Annotated in this window: 17 protein-coding genes; 15 read left to right on the forward strand and 2 right to left on the reverse strand. The window is 62.1% G+C overall.

Going from position 1 to position 20184, the window contains the following annotated elements; genetic code table 11:
• Positions 1 to 33 precede the first annotated feature (33 nt).
• From GTP46_RS26560 to GTP46_RS26620, 13 genes are all read left to right on the forward strand, one after another.
• The gene (locus tag GTP46_RS26560) at positions 34 to 2865 is read left to right on the forward strand and encodes an ATP-binding protein (protein WP_161009641.1); all 2832 of its coding nucleotides are present in this window, start codon (positions 34 to 36) and stop codon (positions 2863 to 2865) included.
• Between the two features lie 100 nt (positions 2866 to 2965).
• Positions 2966 to 3892, forward strand: a complete 927-nt coding sequence (argF, locus tag GTP46_RS26565; protein ID WP_161009642.1) for an ornithine carbamoyltransferase — start codon at positions 2966 to 2968, stop codon at positions 3890 to 3892.
• A gap of 24 nt (positions 3893 to 3916) precedes the next feature.
• Positions 3917 to 5149, forward strand: a complete 1233-nt coding sequence (locus GTP46_RS26570) for an argininosuccinate synthase (protein WP_161009643.1) — start codon at positions 3917 to 3919, stop codon at positions 5147 to 5149.
• Positions 5150 to 5240: 91 nt separating this feature from the next.
• Complete coding sequence (locus GTP46_RS26575; protein WP_161009644.1) at positions 5241 to 7034, forward strand: methyl-accepting chemotaxis protein; 1794 nt, start codon at positions 5241 to 5243, stop codon at positions 7032 to 7034.
• A gap of 69 nt (positions 7035 to 7103) precedes the next feature.
• On the forward strand, positions 7104 to 8918 hold the full coding sequence (locus tag GTP46_RS26580; protein ID WP_161009645.1) for a methyl-accepting chemotaxis protein: 1815 nt from the start codon (positions 7104 to 7106) through the stop codon (positions 8916 to 8918).
• An 11-nt stretch (positions 8919 to 8929) separates the two neighbouring features.
• On the forward strand, positions 8930 to 9388 hold the full coding sequence (locus GTP46_RS26585) for a chemotaxis protein CheW (RefSeq protein ID WP_161009646.1): 459 nt from the start codon (positions 8930 to 8932) through the stop codon (positions 9386 to 9388).
• Positions 9385 to 10653, forward strand: a complete 1269-nt coding sequence (locus tag GTP46_RS26590) for a CheR family methyltransferase (protein WP_161009647.1) — start codon at positions 9385 to 9387, stop codon at positions 10651 to 10653. Before GTP46_RS26585 ends, GTP46_RS26590 begins: the two co-directional genes overlap by 4 nt.
• Positions 10654 to 10664: 11 nt before the next feature.
• Positions 10665 to 11330 carry a chemotaxis protein CheW gene (locus tag GTP46_RS26595; RefSeq protein ID WP_161009648.1) on the forward strand — a complete coding sequence of 222 codons (666 nt, stop codon included), beginning with the start codon at positions 10665 to 10667 and terminating at the stop codon, positions 11328 to 11330.
• Positions 11327 to 13594, forward strand: a complete 2268-nt coding sequence (locus GTP46_RS26600; protein WP_161009649.1) for a hybrid sensor histidine kinase/response regulator — start codon at positions 11327 to 11329, stop codon at positions 13592 to 13594. Before GTP46_RS26595 ends, GTP46_RS26600 begins: the two co-directional genes overlap by 4 nt.
• On the forward strand, positions 13591 to 14634 hold the full coding sequence (cheB, locus tag GTP46_RS26605) for a chemotaxis-specific protein-glutamate methyltransferase CheB (protein ID WP_161009650.1): 1044 nt from the start codon (positions 13591 to 13593) through the stop codon (positions 14632 to 14634). The genes GTP46_RS26600 and cheB overlap by 4 nt, the downstream gene beginning before the upstream one ends.
• An 18-nt stretch (positions 14635 to 14652) precedes the next feature.
• Entirely contained in the window at positions 14653 to 15699 is a 1047-nt protein-coding gene (locus tag GTP46_RS26610; protein WP_161009651.1) for a diguanylate cyclase, read from the forward strand.
• Positions 15700 to 15713: 14 nt separating this feature from the next.
• Positions 15714 to 16028, forward strand: a complete 315-nt coding sequence (gene ppnP / locus GTP46_RS26615; protein WP_161009652.1) for a pyrimidine/purine nucleoside phosphorylase — start codon at positions 15714 to 15716, stop codon at positions 16026 to 16028.
• 37 nt (positions 16029 to 16065) lie between these two features.
• Positions 16066 to 16995, forward strand: a complete 930-nt coding sequence (locus tag GTP46_RS26620; RefSeq protein WP_161009653.1) for a sensor domain-containing diguanylate cyclase — start codon at positions 16066 to 16068, stop codon at positions 16993 to 16995.
• A gap of 3 nt (positions 16996 to 16998) precedes the next feature.
• Here the strand turns inward: GTP46_RS26620 and murB are convergent, their stop codons facing one another.
• Positions 16999 to 18009, reverse strand: coding sequence for a UDP-N-acetylmuramate dehydrogenase (gene murB, locus GTP46_RS26625; RefSeq protein WP_161009654.1), 1011 nt, complete (start codon positions 18007 to 18009; stop codon positions 16999 to 17001).
• Between the two features lie 142 nt (positions 18010 to 18151).
• Here murB and GTP46_RS26630 point away from each other — a divergent pair, with 142 nt between their 5' ends.
• Together GTP46_RS26630 and GTP46_RS26635 are read left to right on the forward strand one after the other, a co-directional pair.
• Positions 18152 to 18637: a YajQ family cyclic di-GMP-binding protein gene (locus GTP46_RS26630; RefSeq protein ID WP_161009655.1), complete on the forward strand. Its 486-nt coding sequence runs from the start codon at positions 18152 to 18154 to the stop codon at positions 18635 to 18637.
• 147 nt (positions 18638 to 18784) lie between these two features.
• Positions 18785 to 20041: a nitronate monooxygenase gene (locus GTP46_RS26635; RefSeq protein WP_161009656.1), complete on the forward strand. Its 1257-nt coding sequence runs from the start codon at positions 18785 to 18787 to the stop codon at positions 20039 to 20041.
• A 51-nt stretch (positions 20042 to 20092) separates the two neighbouring features.
• Here GTP46_RS26635 and GTP46_RS26640 read toward each other — a convergent pair.
• Positions 20093 to 20184, reverse strand: a 92-nt coding sequence (locus GTP46_RS26640) for an IS3 family transposase (protein ID WP_161006927.1), incomplete at its 5' end; no start/stop codon positions are given.

The following is a 20184-nucleotide window of genomic DNA, read 5'->3' on the forward strand; positions in this document are numbered from 1 at the left end:
AATGCCTTGAGGCAATTAGCCCAAGGACCCGTGATGGACATGTTTGCGCTCGACGACGCGTTGGCCGACTGGGAGGCATCCCTGCCCCCCCTGCGCGGCCCTGCGCGCCTGCCAGTGCTGCTGCCGCTAGCCTGGCACCTGCGCCAGCGCGACACGGCGCGGGCGCTGGCCCTGGCCACCGAAGGCCTGTCCTTGCTGGACCAGGCCAGCCTGCCGGCCGCGGACACGCAAACCATCGCCAGCCGCTTCCTGCTGATCCGCGCCGAAGCCGCATGGCTGTCCGGCCAGCTGGAAGACGCCGACCAGCTAGCCGCCGATGTCGGCGAACGCTTCGCCTCCCTCGACCATCCGCTCGGCCGCGCCGACGCTCACTGGCTGCGCGCCTGGATCGCCATCGACCACGGCGACCACGCGCGCGCCGTCACCGAACTGGAACAGATGGCCGCCGCCGCGCGCATCGCCGGCGACGTCCAGCGCTGCGCCATCGCCGATGCCGTCAACGCCCGCTGGCATGTGCTGCACGACCTGCCCAGCGCGCAGCAGCGCTGGGGCCAGCGCTTCACACAGGACGACGCCAAACTGCCCGCCGTCGCCAGCTGGATCTACGACTACTACGGCCTGGCCGCCAGCCAGGCCAGCGACTTTGGCGCCGCTGCCGCGCACTACCTGCGCTGCTACGAAGCGGCGCTGGAAACCGGCCAGCTGCGCATGGCCATCACCGCCGCCATCAACATCGGCCTCGATTTCACCATCCTCAACGACCACCATGCAGCGCTGGAGTGGATGGAGAGTGCGCTCGACCTGGCGCGTCCCACCGGCTGGCCGCGCAGCATCGGCGCCTGTTTGATGCACACCGCTGATACCATGCGCCGCCTCGGCCGGCTCGACGCCACCGAGGAACTGCTGCAGGAAGCGCTCGAGATCCTGACGCCCATGTCCAGCGCGCGCAGCTACGCCACCGCCCTGCATTACCTGGGCGACCTGTCGCTCGACAAGGCCGACTACACCGCCGCGCTGGACGCCTTCCGCAAGCTGCAGGTGCGCGGCGAAGCCTTGCAGCACGCCGACTTCCAAAGCATCGCGCGGCGCGGCCAGGCGCACGCACTGTGCTTCCTCGACCGTCCGCAGGAAGCGATGACGATGGCCGAACAGGCGGCGCTACTGGCGCAGGAGCAGGCCAACCGCTACAACCACGTGGCCGCGCTGCGCGTAAAGTCGCTGATCCACCTGCGCCACCAGTTGCCCACGCCGGCCGGCATGACGGAGCCCAACGCCACCCTGCACTTCCTGCACCAGGCCTTGGCGGTGGCGGGCCACATCAGCGGCTACACCCTGCCCGGCGACCTGCACGATGCGCTGGCGCGCGAGTATGCGCAGATCGGCGACTACCAGCGCGCCTACGCATCGGCACAACTGGCTGCCGCCGCGCGCGAGAAAACTCACAGCCAGGACGCCACCAACCGCGCCATCGCCATGCAGGTGCAGCACCAGACCGAGCACGCGCGCGCCGAAGGCCTGCACCACCGCGAACTGGCGGCTGCCGAAGCGCGCCGCGTGCAGCTGCTGCAGCAGACTACCTCCACGCTGGAGCGCCTGTCCGCCATCGGCCAGGAGATTACCACCCACCTCGACGCCAAGGCCGTGTTCCAGGCGCTGGACCGCCACGTGCAGGCGCTATTGCCAGCCAATTCACTGGCGGTCTATATGTGCGATCCGGGCCACGACAGCATCAGCCGCGTGTTCGGCATCGAGAACGGCCAGCCGCTGGCCAGCAACACCATCGCCATCGACAACCCGCACGCCAACGCCGCCCGCAGCCTGCGCGAGCGGGCCGAGATCTACGTTGCCGACGCCGGCCCGGACGACATCTTCCTCGCTCCCGGCACCCAGCTGATGGCCAGCGCGCTGTATGTGCCGCTGCTGGTGGGCGAACGCACGCTGGGCGTGATGACGGTGCAGTGCACGCTGTCCAACGCCTACGGCCCGCGCGAGCGCCTGATCTTCCGCACCCTGTGCGCTTACGGCGCCATCGCGCTTGATAACGCCGAAGCCTATCGCCAGCTGAAGGATGCGCAAACGCAGCTGGTCTCGCAGGAGAAACTGGCGGCGCTGGGCGCGCTGATGGCCGGCGTGGCGCACGAACTGAATACGCCGATCGGCAACAGCCTGCTGATCGCCAGCACGCTGGTGCAAAAAACCGAGGAGCTGGAAGCGCAGATGAACGGCGCCGGTTTGAAACGCTCGTCGCTGGCGACTTATTTTGAAGACGCGCGCACCGCACATGAACTGGTGATGCGCGGCTTGAACAGCGCCGCCAACCTGGTGAACAGCTTCAAGCAAGTGGCGGTCGACCGCACCACCGAACAGCGGCGCCAGTTCAATCTGGCGCAGGTATCGCAGGAAGTCATCGCCACCATGATGAACCGCATCCGCGCCTCCAGTCACCGTATCGAGATCGAGGTGGCAGACACGATTATGCTGGACAGCTATCCAGGTCCGTACGGCCAGGTGATCGCCAACTTCATTAACAACGCCCTGCTGCACGCCTTCACGCAGGCCGGCAGCGGCAGCATGTGGCTGCGCGCGCAGGGCCCGGTGGACGGCCGGGTGCTGGTGACCTTCCGCGACAACGGCAAAGGCATCGCACCGGAACACATGTCGCGCATCTTCGATCCCTTCTTCACCACCAAGCTGGGACAGGGCGGCAGCGGGCTTGGACTGTCGATCAGCTACAACATTGTCACTTCGCTTATGGGCGGCCTGATTTCCGTGCACAGCGCGCGCGATGGCACCATCTTCACGCTGGACCTGCCCCTCACCGCGCCCGAGCACCAACAGCCGGCCGCCACGCAAATCTACAATTAAATCATTTGTATAGACAGCATAATCTGCGGCGATTAGCCCTATCCGCCGAATTGCCTTTATAATTGTTCGGTTAAGCCGTAGCCATCTGTCAGTTGTCATTATGCCTATCCAAAAACCGATCAAGCATTACCTGCAGTTTTCCGACCTCACGCTGGAAGAGTACGAGTACGTTATCGAGCGCGCGCACCTCATCAAGCGCAAGTTCAAGAACTACGAGATTTATCACCCGATGATCGACCGTACGCTGGTCATGGTGTTCGATAAAAACTCCACCCGCACCCGCCTCTCGTTCGAGGCCGGCATGCACCAGCTGGGCGGCGCCGCCATCTACCTGAACACGCGCGACTCGCAACTGGGCCGCGGCGAACCGGTGGAAGACGCCGGCCAGGTCATGTCGCGCATGTGCGACATCATCATGGTGCGTACCTATGGCCAGGACATCATCGAGCGTTTCGCCGCCAATTCGCGCGTGCCGGTGATTAATGGCCTGACCAACGAACATCACCCGTGCCAGGTGTTTGCCGACATCTTCACCTACATCGAGCACCGTGGCTCGATCACCGGCAAAACCGTAGCGTGGGTCGGTGACGCCAACAACATGCTGTATTCGTGGCTGCAAGCGGCCGAAGTCTTCGGCTTCCACGTCAACGTCTCGACGCCGCACGGCTACGAGATGGACATGTCGCTGGTCTCCACCGACCGCTTCACGCTGTTCGCCAATCCGTCCGACGCCTGCGAAGGCGCGCACCTGGTCAACACCGACGTCTGGACCAGCATGGGCTACGAAGAAGAAAACGCCGCCCGCCTGAAAGCCTTCGACGGCTGGATCGTCGACAGCGCCAAGATGTCGCGCGCCGCACCGGACGCGCTGTTCATGCACTGCCTGCCGGCCCACCGCGGCGAAGAAGTATCGGCAGACGTCATCGACGGCCCGCAATCGGTGGTCTGGGATGAAGCGGAGAACCGCCTGCACATCCAGAAAGCGCTGATCGAGTACCTGCTCCTCGGCCGCATCGACAAGAACTAATTCAACACACACATTGGAACTAGCATGAGCGACATTAAAAAAGTAGTCCTCGCCTACTCGGGCGGCCTCGATACCTCCGTCATCCTGAAATGGCTGCAGGATAACTACCAATGCGAAATCGTCACCTTCACCGCTGACCTGGGCCAGGGCGAAGAACTGGAACCGGCACGCGCCAAGGCGCTGAAGTTCGGCATTAAGCCTGAGAACATCTACATCGACGACGTGCGTGAAGAATTCGTGCGCGACTTCGTGTTCCCTATGTTCCGCGCCAACACCGTGTACGAAGGCGAATACCTGCTGGGTACCTCGATCGCGCGTCCGCTGATCGCCAAGCGCCTGATCGAGATCGCCAACGAGACCGGCGCCGACGCCATCTCGCACGGCGCCACCGGCAAGGGCAACGACCAAGTGCGTTTCGAACTGGGCGCCTACGCGCTGAAACCAGGCGTCAAAGTGATCGCGCCATGGCGTGAATGGGACCTGCTGTCGCGCGAAAAACTGCTGAAGTACGCAGAAGACGCAGGCATCGCTATCGACATGAAACACAAGAACGGCGGCGCGCCGTACTCGATGGACGCCAACCTGCTGCACATCTCGTTCGAAGGCCGCCACCTGGAAAACCCAAGCGCCGAAGCCGAAGAATCGATGTGGCGCTGGAGCGTGAGCCCTGAGGCCGCGCCGGATCAAGCCGAGTACATCGACCTGGAATACGAAAAAGGCGACATCGTCGCCATCAACGGCGTGCGCATGTCGCCAGCCACCGTGCTGACCGAACTGAATCGCCTGGGCGGCAAGCATGGCATCGGCCGGCTTGACCTCGTCGAGAATCGCTACGTCGGCATGAAGTCGCGCGGCTGCTACGAAACCCCTGGCGGCACCATCATGCTGAAAGGCCACCGCGCCATCGAATCGATCACGCTGGACCGAGAAGTAGCGCACTTGAAGGACGACCTGATGCCGCGCTACGCATCGCTGATCTACAACGGCTACTGGTGGGCGCCGGAGCGCGTCGCGCTGCAAACCCTGATCGACCACACCCAAGCCACCGTGAACGGCTGGGTGCGCATCAAGCTGTACAAGGGTAACGTCATCGTCGTGTCGCGCGATTCGAAGACCGACTCGCTGTTTGATATGAACATCGCCACCTTCGACGAAGACGGCGGCGCTTACAATCAAGCCGATGCCGGTGGCTTCATTAAACTGAATGCGCTGCGCATGCGCATCGCTGCCAACGCACGCCTGAAGCGCGGTCAATAAGCCACACTCGCAGCATCCAAGAATGGCCGCTCGCTGAGCGGCCATTTTTTTGATACATTGGCTTCACTGTCTGATCGGGAGTGGAGCCAACATGCTAGCAAACCTCAGTATCAAGAAAAAACTCGCCAGCGGTTTCGGCGCCATCGTCGTCATCATCGTGGTGCTGCTGGTGCTGGCCTATACCAACTTCGGCAAACTCTCCATCGCCAGCGGGTGGGACCGGCACACACTGGAAGTGCTGATCGAAGCGGGCGAGATCGATACCGCGATGGTGCAGATACAAAGTTCGGTGCGCGGCTTCCTGATCACCGGCGACGAAAGCATCACACCGCAAATCGGCATCGAAGAAGACATCCTGCACCAGCACCTGGCCAAAATCACCCAGCTCACCTCTGACAACGCCCACCAGCAGGAGCGGCTGAAACGCTTCACGCCCTTCATCAACAACTGGCTCGCCACCGTGGTCAAGCCGCAGCTGGAAAAGCGCCGCGTCAGCGCGCAATCGGTCAATCCAGCCGACGTGATCTCCGGCACGCGCACGGTGTTGGAAGCGCGCCGCATGCTAAAGGAAATCACCGACGAGGAAGAACAACTGCTGGCGGAACGCAGCAAGACCACCAACGGGCTGGCTGATTCCATGACACTGCTGCTGGTAGTCGGCGGCGGCATCTGCACCGTGCTGGCCATCGCCATCGGCTTGCTGCTGTCGCAGGCGCTGGCCGCACCGCTGGTACGCCTGAATGCTGTGGTGGAGCGCATCGCCCGCGGCGACCAAAGCGCGCGCGTGGAAGTAAGCTCCAATGATGAACTGGGCCAGGTATCGACAGCCTTCAACCAGATGGCGCAGTCGATCCAGGACAGCCTGGAAAAAGAACTGGCGGCCTCCAACCAGTTGCGCGCCAAGGTCGACTCCTTGCTGGGCGTGGTCTCGAAAGCAGCCGCCGGCGACCTGACCGGAAAAATCCACGTGCGCGGCGACGACGCCATCGGCCAACTGGCCGAAGGACTGGAACGCATGTTCGACAACCTGCGCGCGCTGCTCAATAACGTGCAGAAGGCCGGTATCCAGGTCACCACCTCAGCCACCGAAATCGCCGCCTCGGCCAAGCAGCAGGAAGCCACCGGTGTCGAACAGGCGCAAACCAGCGTTGAAATCCTCAGCACCACCAAGGAAATCTCGGCCAACATCTCGCACCTGGTGAAAACCATGGAGGAAGCCACCTCGGTGGCCGACTACACCACCCACGCCACTTCCGAAGCACAGGGCAACCTGAAACGCATGGACGGCACCATGCAGAACATGGTCACCGCCACCGACTCGATTAACGCCAAGCTGGCGGCATTGTCGGAAAAAGCTAGCAACATCAACAGCGTTCTGATTACAATCACCAAAGTGGCCGACCAGACCAACATCTTGTCGCTGAATGCCGCCATCGAGGCCGAAAAGGCTGGCGAGGCGGGACGCGGCTTCTCCGTCGTCGCCACAGAAATCCGCAGGCTGGCAGACCAAACCTCCGTCTCCACCTGGGATATTGAGCAGATGCTCAAGGAAATGCAGTCCGCCGTCTCGGCCAGCGTGATGGGCATGGACAAATTCTCGGAAGAGATCCGCCGCAGCGTCGGCGAAGTGCGCCAGGTGACCAACCAACTCTCCGGCGTGATGGACCAGGTACAAAAACTGGCGCCACAATTTGATCAAGTGTTGCAGGGCATGCAGTCGCAGGCCATCGGCGCATCGCAGATCAACGAAACCATGATGCAGTTGAATGACGCCACCCAGCAAACCGTGGAATCGCTTAAATCGACCAGCGAGGCGGTCCACCAGTTGCAGTATGCAGCGGGCGGATTGCAAAGCAGCGTCGCCACTTTCGCCGTGGCGACCTGAATACCCTAAAAACGGCCGGTGTGGGAGAATGCCAGCTGCACGCTGGTACCCGCCAGTCCTGGAGAAAAAATGTTTAAAGACTTGAGCATCAAGAAGAAGCTATACCTCAGTTTTAGCGCCATCCTCGCCATCATCCTGGTGTTGCTATCCATCGCTTACAACCGCTTCAACAGCCTGCAGGACGCCAATGCGTGGGACCGTCACACGATGGAAGTCATCCAAGCCATCGACCAGCTGCGCAACGATATGCTGCAAGTACAGGTGGAAGCGCGCGGCTACTACCTGACCGGCGCGCCGGAGCGCTTGACGCGCACGCGCAAGGAGATCTCTGATCTGCCGGGCTCCATCAGCCAGCTGCAACAGCTCACAGCCGATAATCCGGTGCAGGTGGAACGCTTCAAGAAGCTGGAGCAGATGACCAATGTCTGGAGCGGCCAGGTGATTGAATCGCAGCTCAAGCTGCGCGAGGAAATGGGCGACAAGCCGGGCGCCGCCGATGCCATGGGCCGTACCGGCCCGCTGGCAAAGAATGCCTCGGGCGTCAACGAAATCTACAAGCTGCTGGCCGATGCGGCCAGTGAAGAACGCCGGCTGCTGGTGCTGCGCAATCAGGCCTCTGAACAACTGCAAGGCAATATGCGTGCGGTGCTGATCGGCGGCGGCGTGGTGTGCGTGGTGCTATCGCTGGTCATCGCATGGCTGCTGGTGCGCGCGCTGCTGGCGCCATTGAACAACCTGACGCAGGCCGTGCACAAGATCGCCGCCGGCGACCAGTCGGCGCGCGCGCAAGTGCTGGCGGCCGATGAACTGGGCGACGTGACCACGGAATTCAACCGCATGGCGCAGTCGATCCAGGACAGCCAGGCCAACGAACTGGCGGCCACCAACCTGCTCAAGTCCAAAGTCGATTCGCTGCTGGGCGTTGTATCGCGCGCCGCATCAGGCGACTTGACCGGCAAGATCGAGGTGACCGGTGCCGACGCCATCGGCCAGTTGGCCGATGGACTGGACCGCATGTTCGACAATCTGCGCGCACTGCTGAATAACGTGCAGAAGGCCGGCATCCAGGTCACCACCTCGGCCACCGAAATCGCCGCCTCGGCAAAGCAGCAGGAAGCCACCGGCATCGAGCAGGCGCAGACCAGCATCGAGATCCTCAGCACCACCAAGGAAATTTCGGCCAACACCTCGCAGCTGCTGAAGACCATGGAAGAAGCCACCTCGGTGGCCGACTACACCACCAACGCCACCGCCGACGCGCAGAACAACCTGAAACGCATGGACGGCACCATGCAGCACATGGTGTCCGCCACCGACTCGATCAACGCCAAACTGGCGGCGCTGTCGGAGAAGGCCTCCAACATCAACAGCGTGCTGATTACCATCACCAAGGTGGCCGACCAGACCAACATCCTGTCGCTGAACGCCGCCATCGAAGCCGAGAAAGCCGGCGAAGCGGGCCGCGGCTTCTCGGTGGTCGCCACCGAAATCCGCCGCCTGGCCGACCAGACCTCGGTCTCCACCTGGGACATTGAGCAGATGCTGAAAGAGATGCAGTCCGCCGTCTCGGCCAGCGTGATGGGCATGGACAAATTCTCGGAAGAGATCCGCCGTAGCGTGGGCGAAGTGCGCCAGGTGACGGACCAGCTGTCCGGCGTGATGGACCAGGTGCAGAAACTGGCGCCGCAGTTCGACGTGGTGCTGCAAGGGATGCAGTCGCAGGCTGTCGGCGCGGAGCAGATCACCGCCACCATGATGCAGCTGAACGACGCCACCCAGCAAACGGTGGAATCGCTGAAAGCCACCAGCGAGGCAGTGCACCAGCTGCAGTACGCGGCTGGCGACCTGCAAACCAGCGTCGCCAACTTCGCCGTAGCGGTCTGACGGAGCGCCCCATGAAACTCCTCGTCTTCCACATCGGTGCCGATCGTTACGGCTTACGCCTGCGCGATGTGGTGCGCGTGCTGCCGCTGGTGGAGCTCAAGCAGTTGCCGCGGGCGCCGGACAGCGTGGCCGGCCTGATGGACCTGCACGGCGCCTCGGTGCCGGTGATCGACTTGTGCCGCGCCAGCGGCCTGCCCAGCGGCGAGGACCATTTCGACACCCGCATCATCATCACCGACTACGTCACGCCGGAAGGAGCGCACCACCAGCTTGGCCTGCGCGCCGAGCGCGTGCTGGGCGTACAGGAGGTGCACGACGAGCAGCTGACCGCGAGCGGCGTGCTGGCCGCGCCCTTCCTCGGCCAGGTGGCCAGCGACGCCAACGGCATGCTGCAGGTGGTGGAGCTGTCGCAGCTGCTGCCGGCCGATTTGCGCGCGCTGCTGTTCCAGACGGTGGATAGCGCATTATGACGCCGGCCCAATCCATGCTGCGCGCCGCCACCGGACTGAATCTCTCCAAGTCGGTGGTGGAACGCGCGATCAAAAACCGCATGGAGCAAACTTCTGCCACCGACCACGACACCTACCTGCAGCAAATCACGCCAGAAGAGCTGACCGCGCTGGTGGAACTGGTGGTGGTGCCGGAATCATGGTTCTACCGCGACCCGCAAGCTTTTGTGGCGATGACGGATTTTGTACGCACGCGCCTGGCCGTCAACAAAGAGCGGCTGGTGCGCATCCTCTCGATTCCCTGCGCGGGCGGCGAGGAACCGTACACCATGGCGATGGTGTTGACGGATGCCGGCATCCCGCCCGATAACTTCATGGTCGACGCCTTCGACATCAGCCCGACCTGCGTGGCGCGTGCCAAGAGCGGCATCTACGGCCGCAACGCCTTCCGCGCGCAGGACCTGACCTTCCGCGATGTACATTTCACCAACGCCGGCGACGGCGACTACCGCATCAACGACACCATACGCAAGCAGGTGCGCTTCAAACAAGGCAACCTGCTGGAGTTCGACCTGAGCACGCGCAGCGGCTATTACGACGTGGTCTTTTGCCGCAACCTGCTGATCTACTTCGACAAGCCGACCACCAAGGCCGCCATCGCCAAACTGGAAGCGCTGCTGATGGACGACGGCCAGCTGTTTGCCGGCTATGCCGAAGTGCCGTCGTTCTGCCAACATGGTTTCTCACCGCTGCAATACAACCAAGCGTTCGGCTTGCACAAGGAAGCCGCAGCACCGGCGCGCAAGCCGGCCCACGCGCCAAGCAAGGCCCTGCCGCCGCGCGCTGCGCGCAGCATCGCTTCGCCGCCTTCAATGCCGCCTGTCTTGTCACCTGCCCTGCCGGTTCCCGCGCCACGCGCACGCGTCACCGCGCCGGCCAAGGCAGCAGCTCCTGCCGCGCCGCCCGCCGCCGTCGACCTGCTGGCCGAAGCACGCCGTCTGGCCGACCTTGGCGACATCAAGGCCTCTGAGAACAAATGCCGCGACCATCTGGCCCAGCATCCCGAATCGGCCGAAGCCTATTTCATCCTCGGCCTGCTGAACGAATTAACCAACAAACCGCAAATGGCCTCCGACTACTGGAAGCGCTGCATCTACCTGCAGCCCGACCACTACGAAGCCCTGTGCCACCTGGCCCTGCTGGCCGAAGCCAATAACGACGACGCCGGCGCCGCCGCCCTCAAAGCGCGCGCCGCCCGCATCTACAAACGCCAGCAAGCCTCCTGAGACGCTAACCCATGAGCACAACCATCATCGAAGCCTGCTGGAACCAGATCGGCGTGAACGGCGACCAAAGCTGCGACAAGCTGGAACAGCACGTCCACTGCCGCAACTGCGAAGTCTACGCCGCCGCCGCGCAGCGCAATTTGCAGCGCGTGGTCGGCGACGACTACAAAAAAGACTGGGCCGCGCACTTCCGCCAGGCCGCCAGCAACAGCCAGCAGCAGGACAACTCCTGCCTGGTGTTCCGCATCGGCCGCGAATGGCTGTCGCTGCCGACCCGCATGTTCGTCGCAGTGGCGCCAATCGCCAAGCCGCACCGCCTGCCGCACCGCGCCTCGCGCGGCTTGGGCGGCATCGTCAACGTCGGCGGCACGCTATACCCATGCATGTCGCTGGCCAACCTGCTGGGCATCGATGAAAACGAAGGCGAAGCCGCCACCAACCGCCATACCTTTGCGCGCCTGCTGCTAACCCGCTGGGAAGACCAGTCCTACGCACTGCCGGTGGCCGACCTGCACGGCATCCTGCGCTATGCAACCAGCAGCGTTCAGGCGCCGGCCGCCACCATCAACAAGGGCTTGTCCCGCTTCCTCTCCGGCGTGATATCGCATGACGACATGCGCATCGGCGTGCTGGATGAAGCGCTGATCGGCTACCAACTCGCGAGAACCTTACGATGAGCGTCGATAACAACGGAGACCTGAGCCAGTTCTCCATGCTGGACCTGTTCCGCATGGAGGCCGACAGCCAGACGCAAATCCTGACCGACGGCCTGCTGGCCATGGAGCGCTTGAAAGACGACGCCAGCGCAGTCGAATCGATGATGCGCGCGGCCCACTCGATCAAAGGCGCGGCCGCCATCGTCGGGCTGGAAGTGGTGGTGCAGCTAGCGCACGGCATGGAAGACGCCTTCATCGCCGCGCAGCTGGGCAAGCTGGCGCTGACGCCGAATCGCGTCGACGTGCTGCTGGCCGGTGTGGACTTGATCCTGCAAGCGTCACGCCTGCAGGACAGCGGCGTAGATGCCTGGCTGGCCGCGAATAGCGATCAGATTAAATCCACGCTCAACTCGATCGCCACCATCGCCTTCTTACCGGAACCGGTGGATTTCACTCCGCCTGCTGCGCCCTCGCCCGCCCCAGCCGTTGCGGAGGAGGCAACGCCTGCAACGGCCGCCGACGAAGCCCCAGCCGCGCGCCAGCCCGCGCACGCGACGATGAAGAATGCGCAAAACTTCGACAAGCTGCTGTCGCTGGCCAGCGAATCGCGCATCAACGCGCACCAGATGCATCCCTTCGTACAAAACCTGCAGCGCTTCAAGCGCAACCAGAGCAGCCTGTTCTCGCTGATCGAACAACTGCACGAAGCCATCTCCAACAGCGACGACGCCGGGCTGAAAGAAAAATCCCTGCTCGCCCTGCAAAAGACCCATCCGCTCAAGCAGTTCGTGCTCGAACACATCGCCGACATCGAAGCCTACGAGCGCCGCCTGCTGGGCGTTTCGCAAAGCATGGTGGACGAAGTGCTGACCATGCGCATGCGCCCCTTCCGCGACGGTGTGCAGCACTTCCCGCGCATGGTACGTGACCTGTCGCGCAGCCTGGGTAAAGACGTGCAGCTGCAAATCATTGGCGAAGACACGCTGGTCGACCGCGACATCCTGGCCAAGATCGAGAGTCCGCTCAACCACATGCTGCGCAACGCCATCGACCACGGCATGAACGGCGCCGCCGACCGCATCGCCGCCGGCAAACCGGGCACCGGCACCATCGTGCTCGAAGCCAAGCACCGCGCCGGCATGCTGAGTATCGAAATCCGCGACGACGGCAAAGGCGTGGACCTGGAAAAAATCCGCGCCCGCGTGATCGACCGCAAAATGGCGCCGGCGCAGATGGCGGCCTCCATGTCGCCAGCGGAGCTGATGGAATTCCTGTTCCTGCCCGCCTTCAGCCTGAAAGAAAACATCACCGAAATTTCCGGCCGTGGCGTGGGTCTGGACATCGTGCATGAAACCATCCGTTCGCAAAACGGCACCGTGCGCATCGAGTCCGAACTGGGCGTCGGCTTCCACACCTACATCACGCTGCCGCTGACGCAATCGATCGTGCGCGCGCTGGTGGTGGACGTCAAAGGTGAAGCCTACGCCGTGCCTATCGTGCAGGTGGAGCGCGTGCTCAAGGTGCCGCAAACGGCCATCCACACGCTGGAGAGCAAACAATTCTTCGACTTCGGCGGCGAGCATCTGGGCCTGGTCTCGGCCTCGCAGGTGCTGGAGTTGGGCGACACCGATGCCAGCGGCAGCGAACTGTCGGTGGTGGTGGTCGGTTCCGGCACGCGCCGCTACGCGCTGGTGGTGGACGCCATCCGCGGCGAGCAAAGCCTGGCGGTGCAAGCCATCGATCCTATCTTCGGCAAGATGCGCGACATCTCCTCGGCCGCCCTGCTCGACAACGGCGAACCGGTACTGATCCTCGACGTGCCGGACCTGCTGCTATCGATCGACAAGCTGCTGCACGAAGGCGGCCTGCATCAACTGGCCAAGTCCGATGCCGCCGAACGGCGCAAGACCAAGCGTATCCTGGTGGTCGACGATTCGCTCACCGTGCGCGAGATGGAGCGCAAGCTGCTGCTTGGGCGCGGCTTCCTGGTCGATATCGCCATCGATGGCATCGACGGCTGGAACGTGGTGCGCAGCGGCGACTATGACCTGGTCATCACCGACGTCGACATGCCGCGCATGGACGGTATCGAATTGGTCACCTTGATTAAAAAAGATATACATCTTCACAAGCTGCCAGTCATGATAGTCTCTTACAAAGACCGGCCGGAGGACCGCGCACGCGGCTTATCGGCAGGCGCCGACTACTACCTGACCAAGGGCAGCTTCCATGACGAAACGCTGCTCGACGCCGTCAGCGACCTGATTGGGGACGCCACCAGATGAAGATCGCCATCGCCAACGATGTCGCCATGGCGGCAGAAGCGCTGCGGCGCGTGGTTGCCAGTACCGCCGAACACCAAGTGCTGTGGATCGCCCGCACCGGCGCCGAGGCGGTGCGCATGTGCGCGGAAAACCGTCCGGACCTGGTCCTGATGGACCTCAACATGCCGGAGCTGGACGGCGTGGAAGCCACGCGCCAGATCATGGAGCAAAGCCCGTGCGCCATTTTGGTGGTCACCGGCCGGCCGCAGGACAACGTCAACCAGGTATTCCGCGCCCTCGGTGCAGGTGCGCTGGACGTGACGGCGACACCGGTGCTGCAAGGCCAGCCTGGCGGCGACGCCGAGCTGCTGGCCAAGATCCGCACCATGGACAAGCTGATACGCCACAGCGGTGGCAACCAGGCCATGCTGCCGCGCACTGCGGCCGGCGTCAATGGCAGCCATGCCGCCGACGCGCAGGACGCCGAAAAAGTCACCTCCTTGCTGGCCATAGGCGCCTCCACCGGCGGCCCGGTGGCGGTGTCCAAGATGCTGGCCGGCTGGAAGGCGCCGCGCGGCTGCGCCATCGTGGTGGTGCAGCACATCGACCAGCACTTTGCCGACAATTTCGCGCGCTGGCTGGGCGAGCAGCTGGAAATGCCGGTGCGCGCCATCGAGGAAGGCGACGAACTGGTGGCCGGCACCGTCCTTATCGCCAAGAGCAATGATCACCTGACGCTGGATCAAAACCATCGCTTGCGTTACGATGCCAATCCCAAGGATTATGCCTACCGTCCGTCGGTCGATGTATTCTTTCGCTGCGTGTCCCAGCACTGGAAAGGCGAGACGGTTGGTGTACTATTGACCGGCATGGGTCGCGACGGCGCCGAAGGCTTGCTGTCCATGCGCCGCGCCGGCCAGACCACCATCGCGCAGGACCAGGCCAGCAGCGCGGTGTACGGCATGCCGCGCGCGGCGGCGGAACTGGACGCCGCGCAGATGATTTTACCGCTGGCGAAGATAGGCCCGTTCCTGCGTACCACCCTGGGCGGGCGTAGCTAACAATTTAAGAGAGTCCTGATGTCCGAAGCATTAGTAACCGCAGCAGACCAAGAACCAGTCCTCACCACGTTCAAAGTGCGCGTGCTGCTGGTCGATGACCAATTGATCATCGTCGAAGCCGTGCGCCGCATGCTGAGCGACCAGCCGGATATCGAATTCCATTACGTGACCGATTCCACCAAGTCGCTGGAGACCGCACGGCAGCTGCAGCCGACCGTGATCCTGCAGGACCTGGTGATGCCGACCATCGACGGCTTCGGCCAGATCACCCAGTACCGCGAAGAGGAAGGCCTGCGCCACGTGCCGGTGATCGTGCTGTCGGCCAAGGAAGACCCGAAACTCAAGGCCCACAGCTTCGCCACCGGCGCCAACGACTACATGGTCAAGCTGCCGGACAAGCTGGAACTGCTGGCGCGCGTGCGTTATCACTCCAGTGCGCACATCAGCCGCCTGCAGCGCGACCAGGCTTTCCGCTTCCTGCGCGAGAGCCAGAAGCAGCTGGCCGACGCCAATATCGAACTGCAAAAACTGGCGGCATTGGACGGCCTGACCGGCATCGCCAACCGCCGCCGCTTCGACGACACCATGCGCCTCGAATGGCAGCGCGGCCAGCGTGACAAAAAGCCTTTGACGCTGCTGCTGTGCGACGTCGACTTCTTCAAACTGTATAACGACAGCTTCGGCCACCTCGCGGGCGATTTGTGCCTGAAGAAGGTCGCCGCAGTATTAACCGAACACCTGAAGCGCCCTGCCGACCTGGCTGCGCGCTACGGCGGCGAGGAATTCGCGATTATCCTGCCGGAGACTCAATTGACTGGGGCGCTGATCGTGGCCGAGTCATGCCGCCGCCATTTGGAGCAGCTCGCGATTGAAAATCCGCAGGCCAGCACCGAGCTGTCATGCCTGACCATGTCGGTCGGCGTGGCCAGCATCGTGCCGTCGCCTGCGAGCAGCGTCGATGAGCTGATCCAGCAAGCCGACCGGGCGCTATACGCCGCCAAGCACGCGGGCCGCAACCGCGTGGTCAGCGCGGAAGACCTGCCCGGTCTCACACCATCGAACTAAGGAAAACCTGCAGCATGAGTGCTCAAATCGATCAAGTCAGCGTCGTCAAGAAATCCAATATCTACTTTGACGGCAAGTGCGTGTCGCACAGTGTCATCCTGGCGGATGGCACCAAGAAAACCGTCGGCGTCATCTTCCCTTCCAGCCTGACCTTCAACACCGGCGCGCCGGAAATCATGGAAGTCGTCAGCGGCGTGTGCAAGGTGCGCCTGGACGGCGCCAGCGAATGGCAGACTTACGGCGCCGGCACCGAATTCAATGTGCCTGGCAACAGCAAGTTCGATATTGAAACCGTTGAAACCCTGGATTACGTTTGCCACTTCGGCTAACCTTGAAAGCAGGCCTTGGCCTGCTTTTTTTACGACTATGATCCCACATCAAAAGCTACTCGCCATCATCGAAGCCCAAGTCCACCTGGTCGGCTTGGGCAATGACCTGAGCGCCGTCATGGACGCTTCTTCCGCCAAGGCGGTGGAACTCACCGGCGCCGACGGCGCCGTGGTGGAACTGCTGGAGGACGACTCCATCGTCTACCGCTCCGCCAGCGGCCTGGCGGAGCCGCAACTGGGTTTGCGCATGCCGGTGGCGAACAGCCTGTCCGGCCGCGTGCTGACCAGCCGTACCGCCGCCCTGTGCACCGACAGCGAAACCGACGACCGCGTCAACCGCGAAGCGTGCCGCAAGGTCGGCCTGCGCGCGATGGTGATCGTGCCGCTAATCGCCGGCGATGAAGCGGTCGCCGTCATGAAGCTGGTGTGGAAAGAGCCGCGCCAGTTCAACGAATACGAAGCGGAGATCGCGCAGCTGCTGGCGAATATGGCGGCGATGCTGATGCAGCGTGCCACGCAAGAAGGCCCGAATGTGCTCAAGCAGCGCATGACGCTGGACGAGGCTAGCGGCACCGCCAACCGTTCCTTCTTCTATGAGCAGCTGCAAGCCAAGCTGGCCGCAGCACAGGTAAGCGGCACGCATCTCGGTGTGGCGGTACTGCGTCTGGACGGTATTGAGAAACTGCCGGAGGCGCTGGCAGATATCTCGCGCCGCATCGAGCGCGAATGCCGTCCCGGCGATCTGGTGGCGCGTATCGGCCACGATGAATTTGGCATCATCCTGAATATGGCTTCGCGCCGCTCGATCGTCACCAGCCAGCTGCATCGCATCAGCTTATCGGTGACGGGAGAATCACTGCCCGGCATCAGCGACGCTGCGCTGCGCGCCGCCTGCCATACCGGCAGCTCGCTGTATCCGGAGGACGCCCACACCGCGATTGAGCTGGTGCAGGCAGCACGCCCTTAAACCTTAAATAAACACCGGCTCCGGCTCCAGCAGCACGCCATAGCGGGCCTGGACGTCGGCCTGTATCGCCTTGGCCAGCGCCACCACATCGGCGCCGGTGGCGCCGCCGTTATTCACCAGCACCAGCGCCTGTTTTGGATACACGCCGGCCGCGCCAAGGTTCTTGCCCTTCCATCCGCATTGATCGATCAGCCAGCCGGCGGCCAGCTTCTCTGTGCCGTCAGGCTGCGCGTGGTGCACCAGGTTCGGGAAGCGCTCCAGCAGCGCCGCGCATTGCGCGCCCGGCACCACAGGATTTTTAAAGAAGCTGCCAGCGTTGCCGATCACCGCGGGATCGGGCAGCTTGCGGCTGCGAATCGCGATGACCGCATCGGCGATTTTGCGCGGCGACGTCAGGTCCGGTTCCGCCGCCAGTTCCGCGTAGCGCAGGTTCGGCGTCCACTGTTTGGGCAGTGCAAAGGTCACATCAAGGATAATCAGGGCGCTGCCTTCGTGTTTGAACACGCTGTCGCGATAAGCGAAGCGGCACGCCGCCGCATCCATCACGCGTGTCTCGCCGCTGGCAGGATCGAACACCGTCACGCTATGGAATACGTCTTTAATTTCGAGTCCATACGCGCCGATATTTTGAATCGGCGCCGCGCCCACCGTGCCCGGAATCAGCGATAAATTTTCCAGGCCACCGACGCCTTGCGCAATGGTCCACTGCACAAACTGATGCCAGTTTTCGCCGGCTGCCGCGCGCACAAAATGGTGCGTTTCATCGCCGCCGATAAGCTCTTTTCCATCCAGTGCGATGTGCAAAACCATGCCGTCAAAATCGCGCGTCAACAGCACATTGCTGCCGCCGCCCAAAACCAGCTTCGGCAAAGTAGCCCAAGCGCCATCAGCATAAACGCCGAGCAATTGCTCTTTTTTTGTGACGCGCAAATACGCGCGTGCGGTCGCGGCGATGCCAAAAGTGTTGAGGGATTGCAGCGGAAATTGCGTTTGAATGGAAAGCGGCGCGGACATGAGGGAGATAAGCAATAAATTTAATCGATTATAGAGCGAAACAAGCAAAAAACCAGTGCCGATATGGCTGCGAACGGCAGGTTGTCCGTTAAAATGGCAGTCTTTGAAGCAGCAATCATGTAGCAAAATAAAGGAAATAGTTATGCCGTCGTTTGATGTAGTTTTGGAAGCCGATATGATCGAAGTAAAGAATGCTGTCGAGCAATCTCAAAAAGAGATCGGCACGCGCTTCGACTTCAAGGGTACCGGCGCCGCCGTCGAACAAAAAGAGCGCGAGCTGACCGTGACCGGCGACTCCGATTTCCAGTTGCAGCAAGTGCGTGATGTGCTGATCGGCAAACTGGGCAAGCGCAAGGTCGACGTGCGTTTCCTGGAAGATGGCGAGATCAAGAAAATCGGCGGCGACAAGGTGCGCCAGGTAATCAAGGTCAAAAACGGCATCGAATCCGACGACGCCAAGAAAATCGTCCGTATCATCAAGGACAGCAAGATGAAAGTGCAAGCCGCGATCCAGGGCGAATCGGTGCGCATCACCGGCGCCAAACGCGACGACCTGCAAGCCGCCATGGCCCTGCTGCGCAAGGATGCCACCGACCTGCCGCTGGAATTCAACAACTTCCGCGACTAAGCCCATCCGCCGCCCGCGCGCGCAGCCAGCCGAACGCTGCCGCGCCGTCACAAAGCTGTAGTACACATGGAGTAGAATGAATCGGGAGCACCCGACCATGCGTACTACCGCGCGACCGCAAATAACTTCGGTAGTCTAAGGATAGCAATGAAACGTGTTGACGATTTTCGCCTGCGATTTGGCAATGAAGAGTATGTGCCCATCATGATTGGCGGAATGGGTGTCGATATCTCGACCTCGGAACTGGCGCTGGAAGCAGCCCGCCTGGGCGGTATCGGCCACATCTCGGATGCCATGGTGGAGGACGTGTCGGACCGCAAGTTCGACACCAGCTTCGTCAAGGATAAGACCAAGCTCTACAAGCACAACATCAACAACATGGACAAGTCGATCGTGCAGTTCGACTTGCAGCGCCTGGCTGAGGCGCAGCGCCTGCACATCGGCGCCACCATGAAGGCGAAGCAAGGCAAGGGCCTGATCTTCGTCAACTGCATGGAAAAGCTGACCATGAACGGCCCGCGTGAAACCCTGCGCACCCGCCTCAACGCGGCGTTGGATGCGGGCATCGACGGCATCACGCTGTCCGCTGGCCTGCACTTCGGCTCGTTCGCACTGATGGCCGACCACCCGCGCTTCCGTGAAGCCAAGCTGGGCATCATTGTCTCGTCGGTGCGCGCGCTGCAGATCTTCCTGCGCAAGAACGCCAAGCTGAACCGTCTGCCGGATTACGTCATCGTCGAAGGTCCGCTGGCCGGCGGCCACCTCGGCTTCGGCCTCGAGGACTGGAAAGACTACGACTTGATGACCATCACCAAGGAGTTGCTGGCTTACTTCAAGGCTGAAAACCTCGACATTCCGCTGATCGCGGCTGGCGGGATCTTCACCGGTTCGGACGCAGTGAGCTTCCTGGAAGCCGGCGCGGCTGGCGTGCAGGTGGCGACCCGCTTCACGGTGACCAAGGAATGCGGCTTGCCGGAGAAGGTCAAGCAGGAATACTTCAAGGCTTCCGAGGACGACATCATCGTCAACGGTGTTTCGCCGACCGGCTATCCTATGCGCATGCTGAAAAATACGCCGGCCATCGGCTCCGGCATCCGTCCAGGCTGCGAATCCTACGGCTACCTGCTGGATGCCAGCGGCAACTGCGCCTACATCAACTCGTACAACCGCGAAGTGGAAGCGCACCCGAACGAGAAGACCGTGGTGGTGATGGACAAGACCTGCCTGTGCACCCACATGCGCAACTTCAACTGCTGGACCTGTGGCCACTACACCTACAAGCTGAAGGACACTTCATTCAAGAAGCCGGATGGCGAGTACCAGATGCTGAGCGCGGAACACGTGTTCAAGGACTACCAGTTCAGCACTGATAATCACATAGCTCTTCCTGAAAAAGAGTTCTAATTAAAAAAGCGCCCTATGAACTGACCCCAAATAGTTGGACGGTTTAGTTTGCTAGGCATGCAAGGGCTGAGTTCTGTATTGCACAGGACTCAGCCCTTTTAGTTTCATCTTAATACGGTCGTAATTGTAATAGCGGATGTACT

It is taken from the genome of Duganella flavida, assembly GCF_009857445.1.
GTDB classification, from domain to species: Bacteria; Pseudomonadota; Gammaproteobacteria; order Burkholderiales; family Burkholderiaceae_D; genus Rugamonas; species Rugamonas flavida.

What these genes read in the sequence shown, in the direction of transcription:
- cheB (WP_161009650.1), top strand. Translation starts at nt 13,591, where the DNA reads ATGAAGATCGCCATCGCCAACGATGTCGCCATGGCGGCAGAAGCGCTG.
- GTP46_RS26580 (WP_161009645.1), top strand. Translation starts at nt 7,104, where the DNA reads ATGTTTAAAGACTTGAGCATCAAGAAGAAGCTATACCTCAGTTTTAGC.
- GTP46_RS26620 (WP_161009653.1), top strand. Translation starts at nt 16,066, where the DNA reads ATGATCCCACATCAAAAGCTACTCGCCATCATCGAAGCCCAAGTCCAC.
- GTP46_RS26585 (WP_161009646.1), top strand. Translation starts at nt 8,930, where the DNA reads ATGAAACTCCTCGTCTTCCACATCGGTGCCGATCGTTACGGCTTACGC.
- GTP46_RS26600 (WP_161009649.1), top strand. Translation starts at nt 11,327, where the DNA reads ATGAGCGTCGATAACAACGGAGACCTGAGCCAGTTCTCCATGCTGGAC.
- GTP46_RS26570 (WP_161009643.1), top strand. Translation starts at nt 3,917, where the DNA reads ATGAGCGACATTAAAAAAGTAGTCCTCGCCTACTCGGGCGGCCTCGAT.
- argF (WP_161009642.1), top strand. Translation starts at nt 2,966, where the DNA reads ATGCCTATCCAAAAACCGATCAAGCATTACCTGCAGTTTTCCGACCTC.
- GTP46_RS26635 (WP_161009656.1), top strand. Translation starts at nt 18,785, where the DNA reads ATGAAACGTGTTGACGATTTTCGCCTGCGATTTGGCAATGAAGAGTAT.
- GTP46_RS26560 (WP_161009641.1), top strand. Translation starts at nt 34, where the DNA reads ATGGACATGTTTGCGCTCGACGACGCGTTGGCCGACTGGGAGGCATCC.
- GTP46_RS26610 (WP_161009651.1), top strand. Translation starts at nt 14,653, where the DNA reads ATGTCCGAAGCATTAGTAACCGCAGCAGACCAAGAACCAGTCCTCACC.
- GTP46_RS26575 (WP_161009644.1), top strand. Translation starts at nt 5,241, where the DNA reads ATGCTAGCAAACCTCAGTATCAAGAAAAAACTCGCCAGCGGTTTCGGC.
- GTP46_RS26630 (WP_161009655.1), top strand. Translation starts at nt 18,152, where the DNA reads ATGCCGTCGTTTGATGTAGTTTTGGAAGCCGATATGATCGAAGTAAAG.
- GTP46_RS26590 (WP_161009647.1), top strand. Translation starts at nt 9,385, where the DNA reads ATGACGCCGGCCCAATCCATGCTGCGCGCCGCCACCGGACTGAATCTC.
- murB (WP_161009654.1), bottom strand. Translation starts at nt 18,009, where the DNA reads ATGTCCGCGCCGCTTTCCATTCAAACGCAATTTCCGCTGCAATCCCTC.
- ppnP (WP_161009652.1), top strand. Translation starts at nt 15,714, where the DNA reads ATGAGTGCTCAAATCGATCAAGTCAGCGTCGTCAAGAAATCCAATATC.
- GTP46_RS26595 (WP_161009648.1), top strand. Translation starts at nt 10,665, where the DNA reads ATGAGCACAACCATCATCGAAGCCTGCTGGAACCAGATCGGCGTGAAC.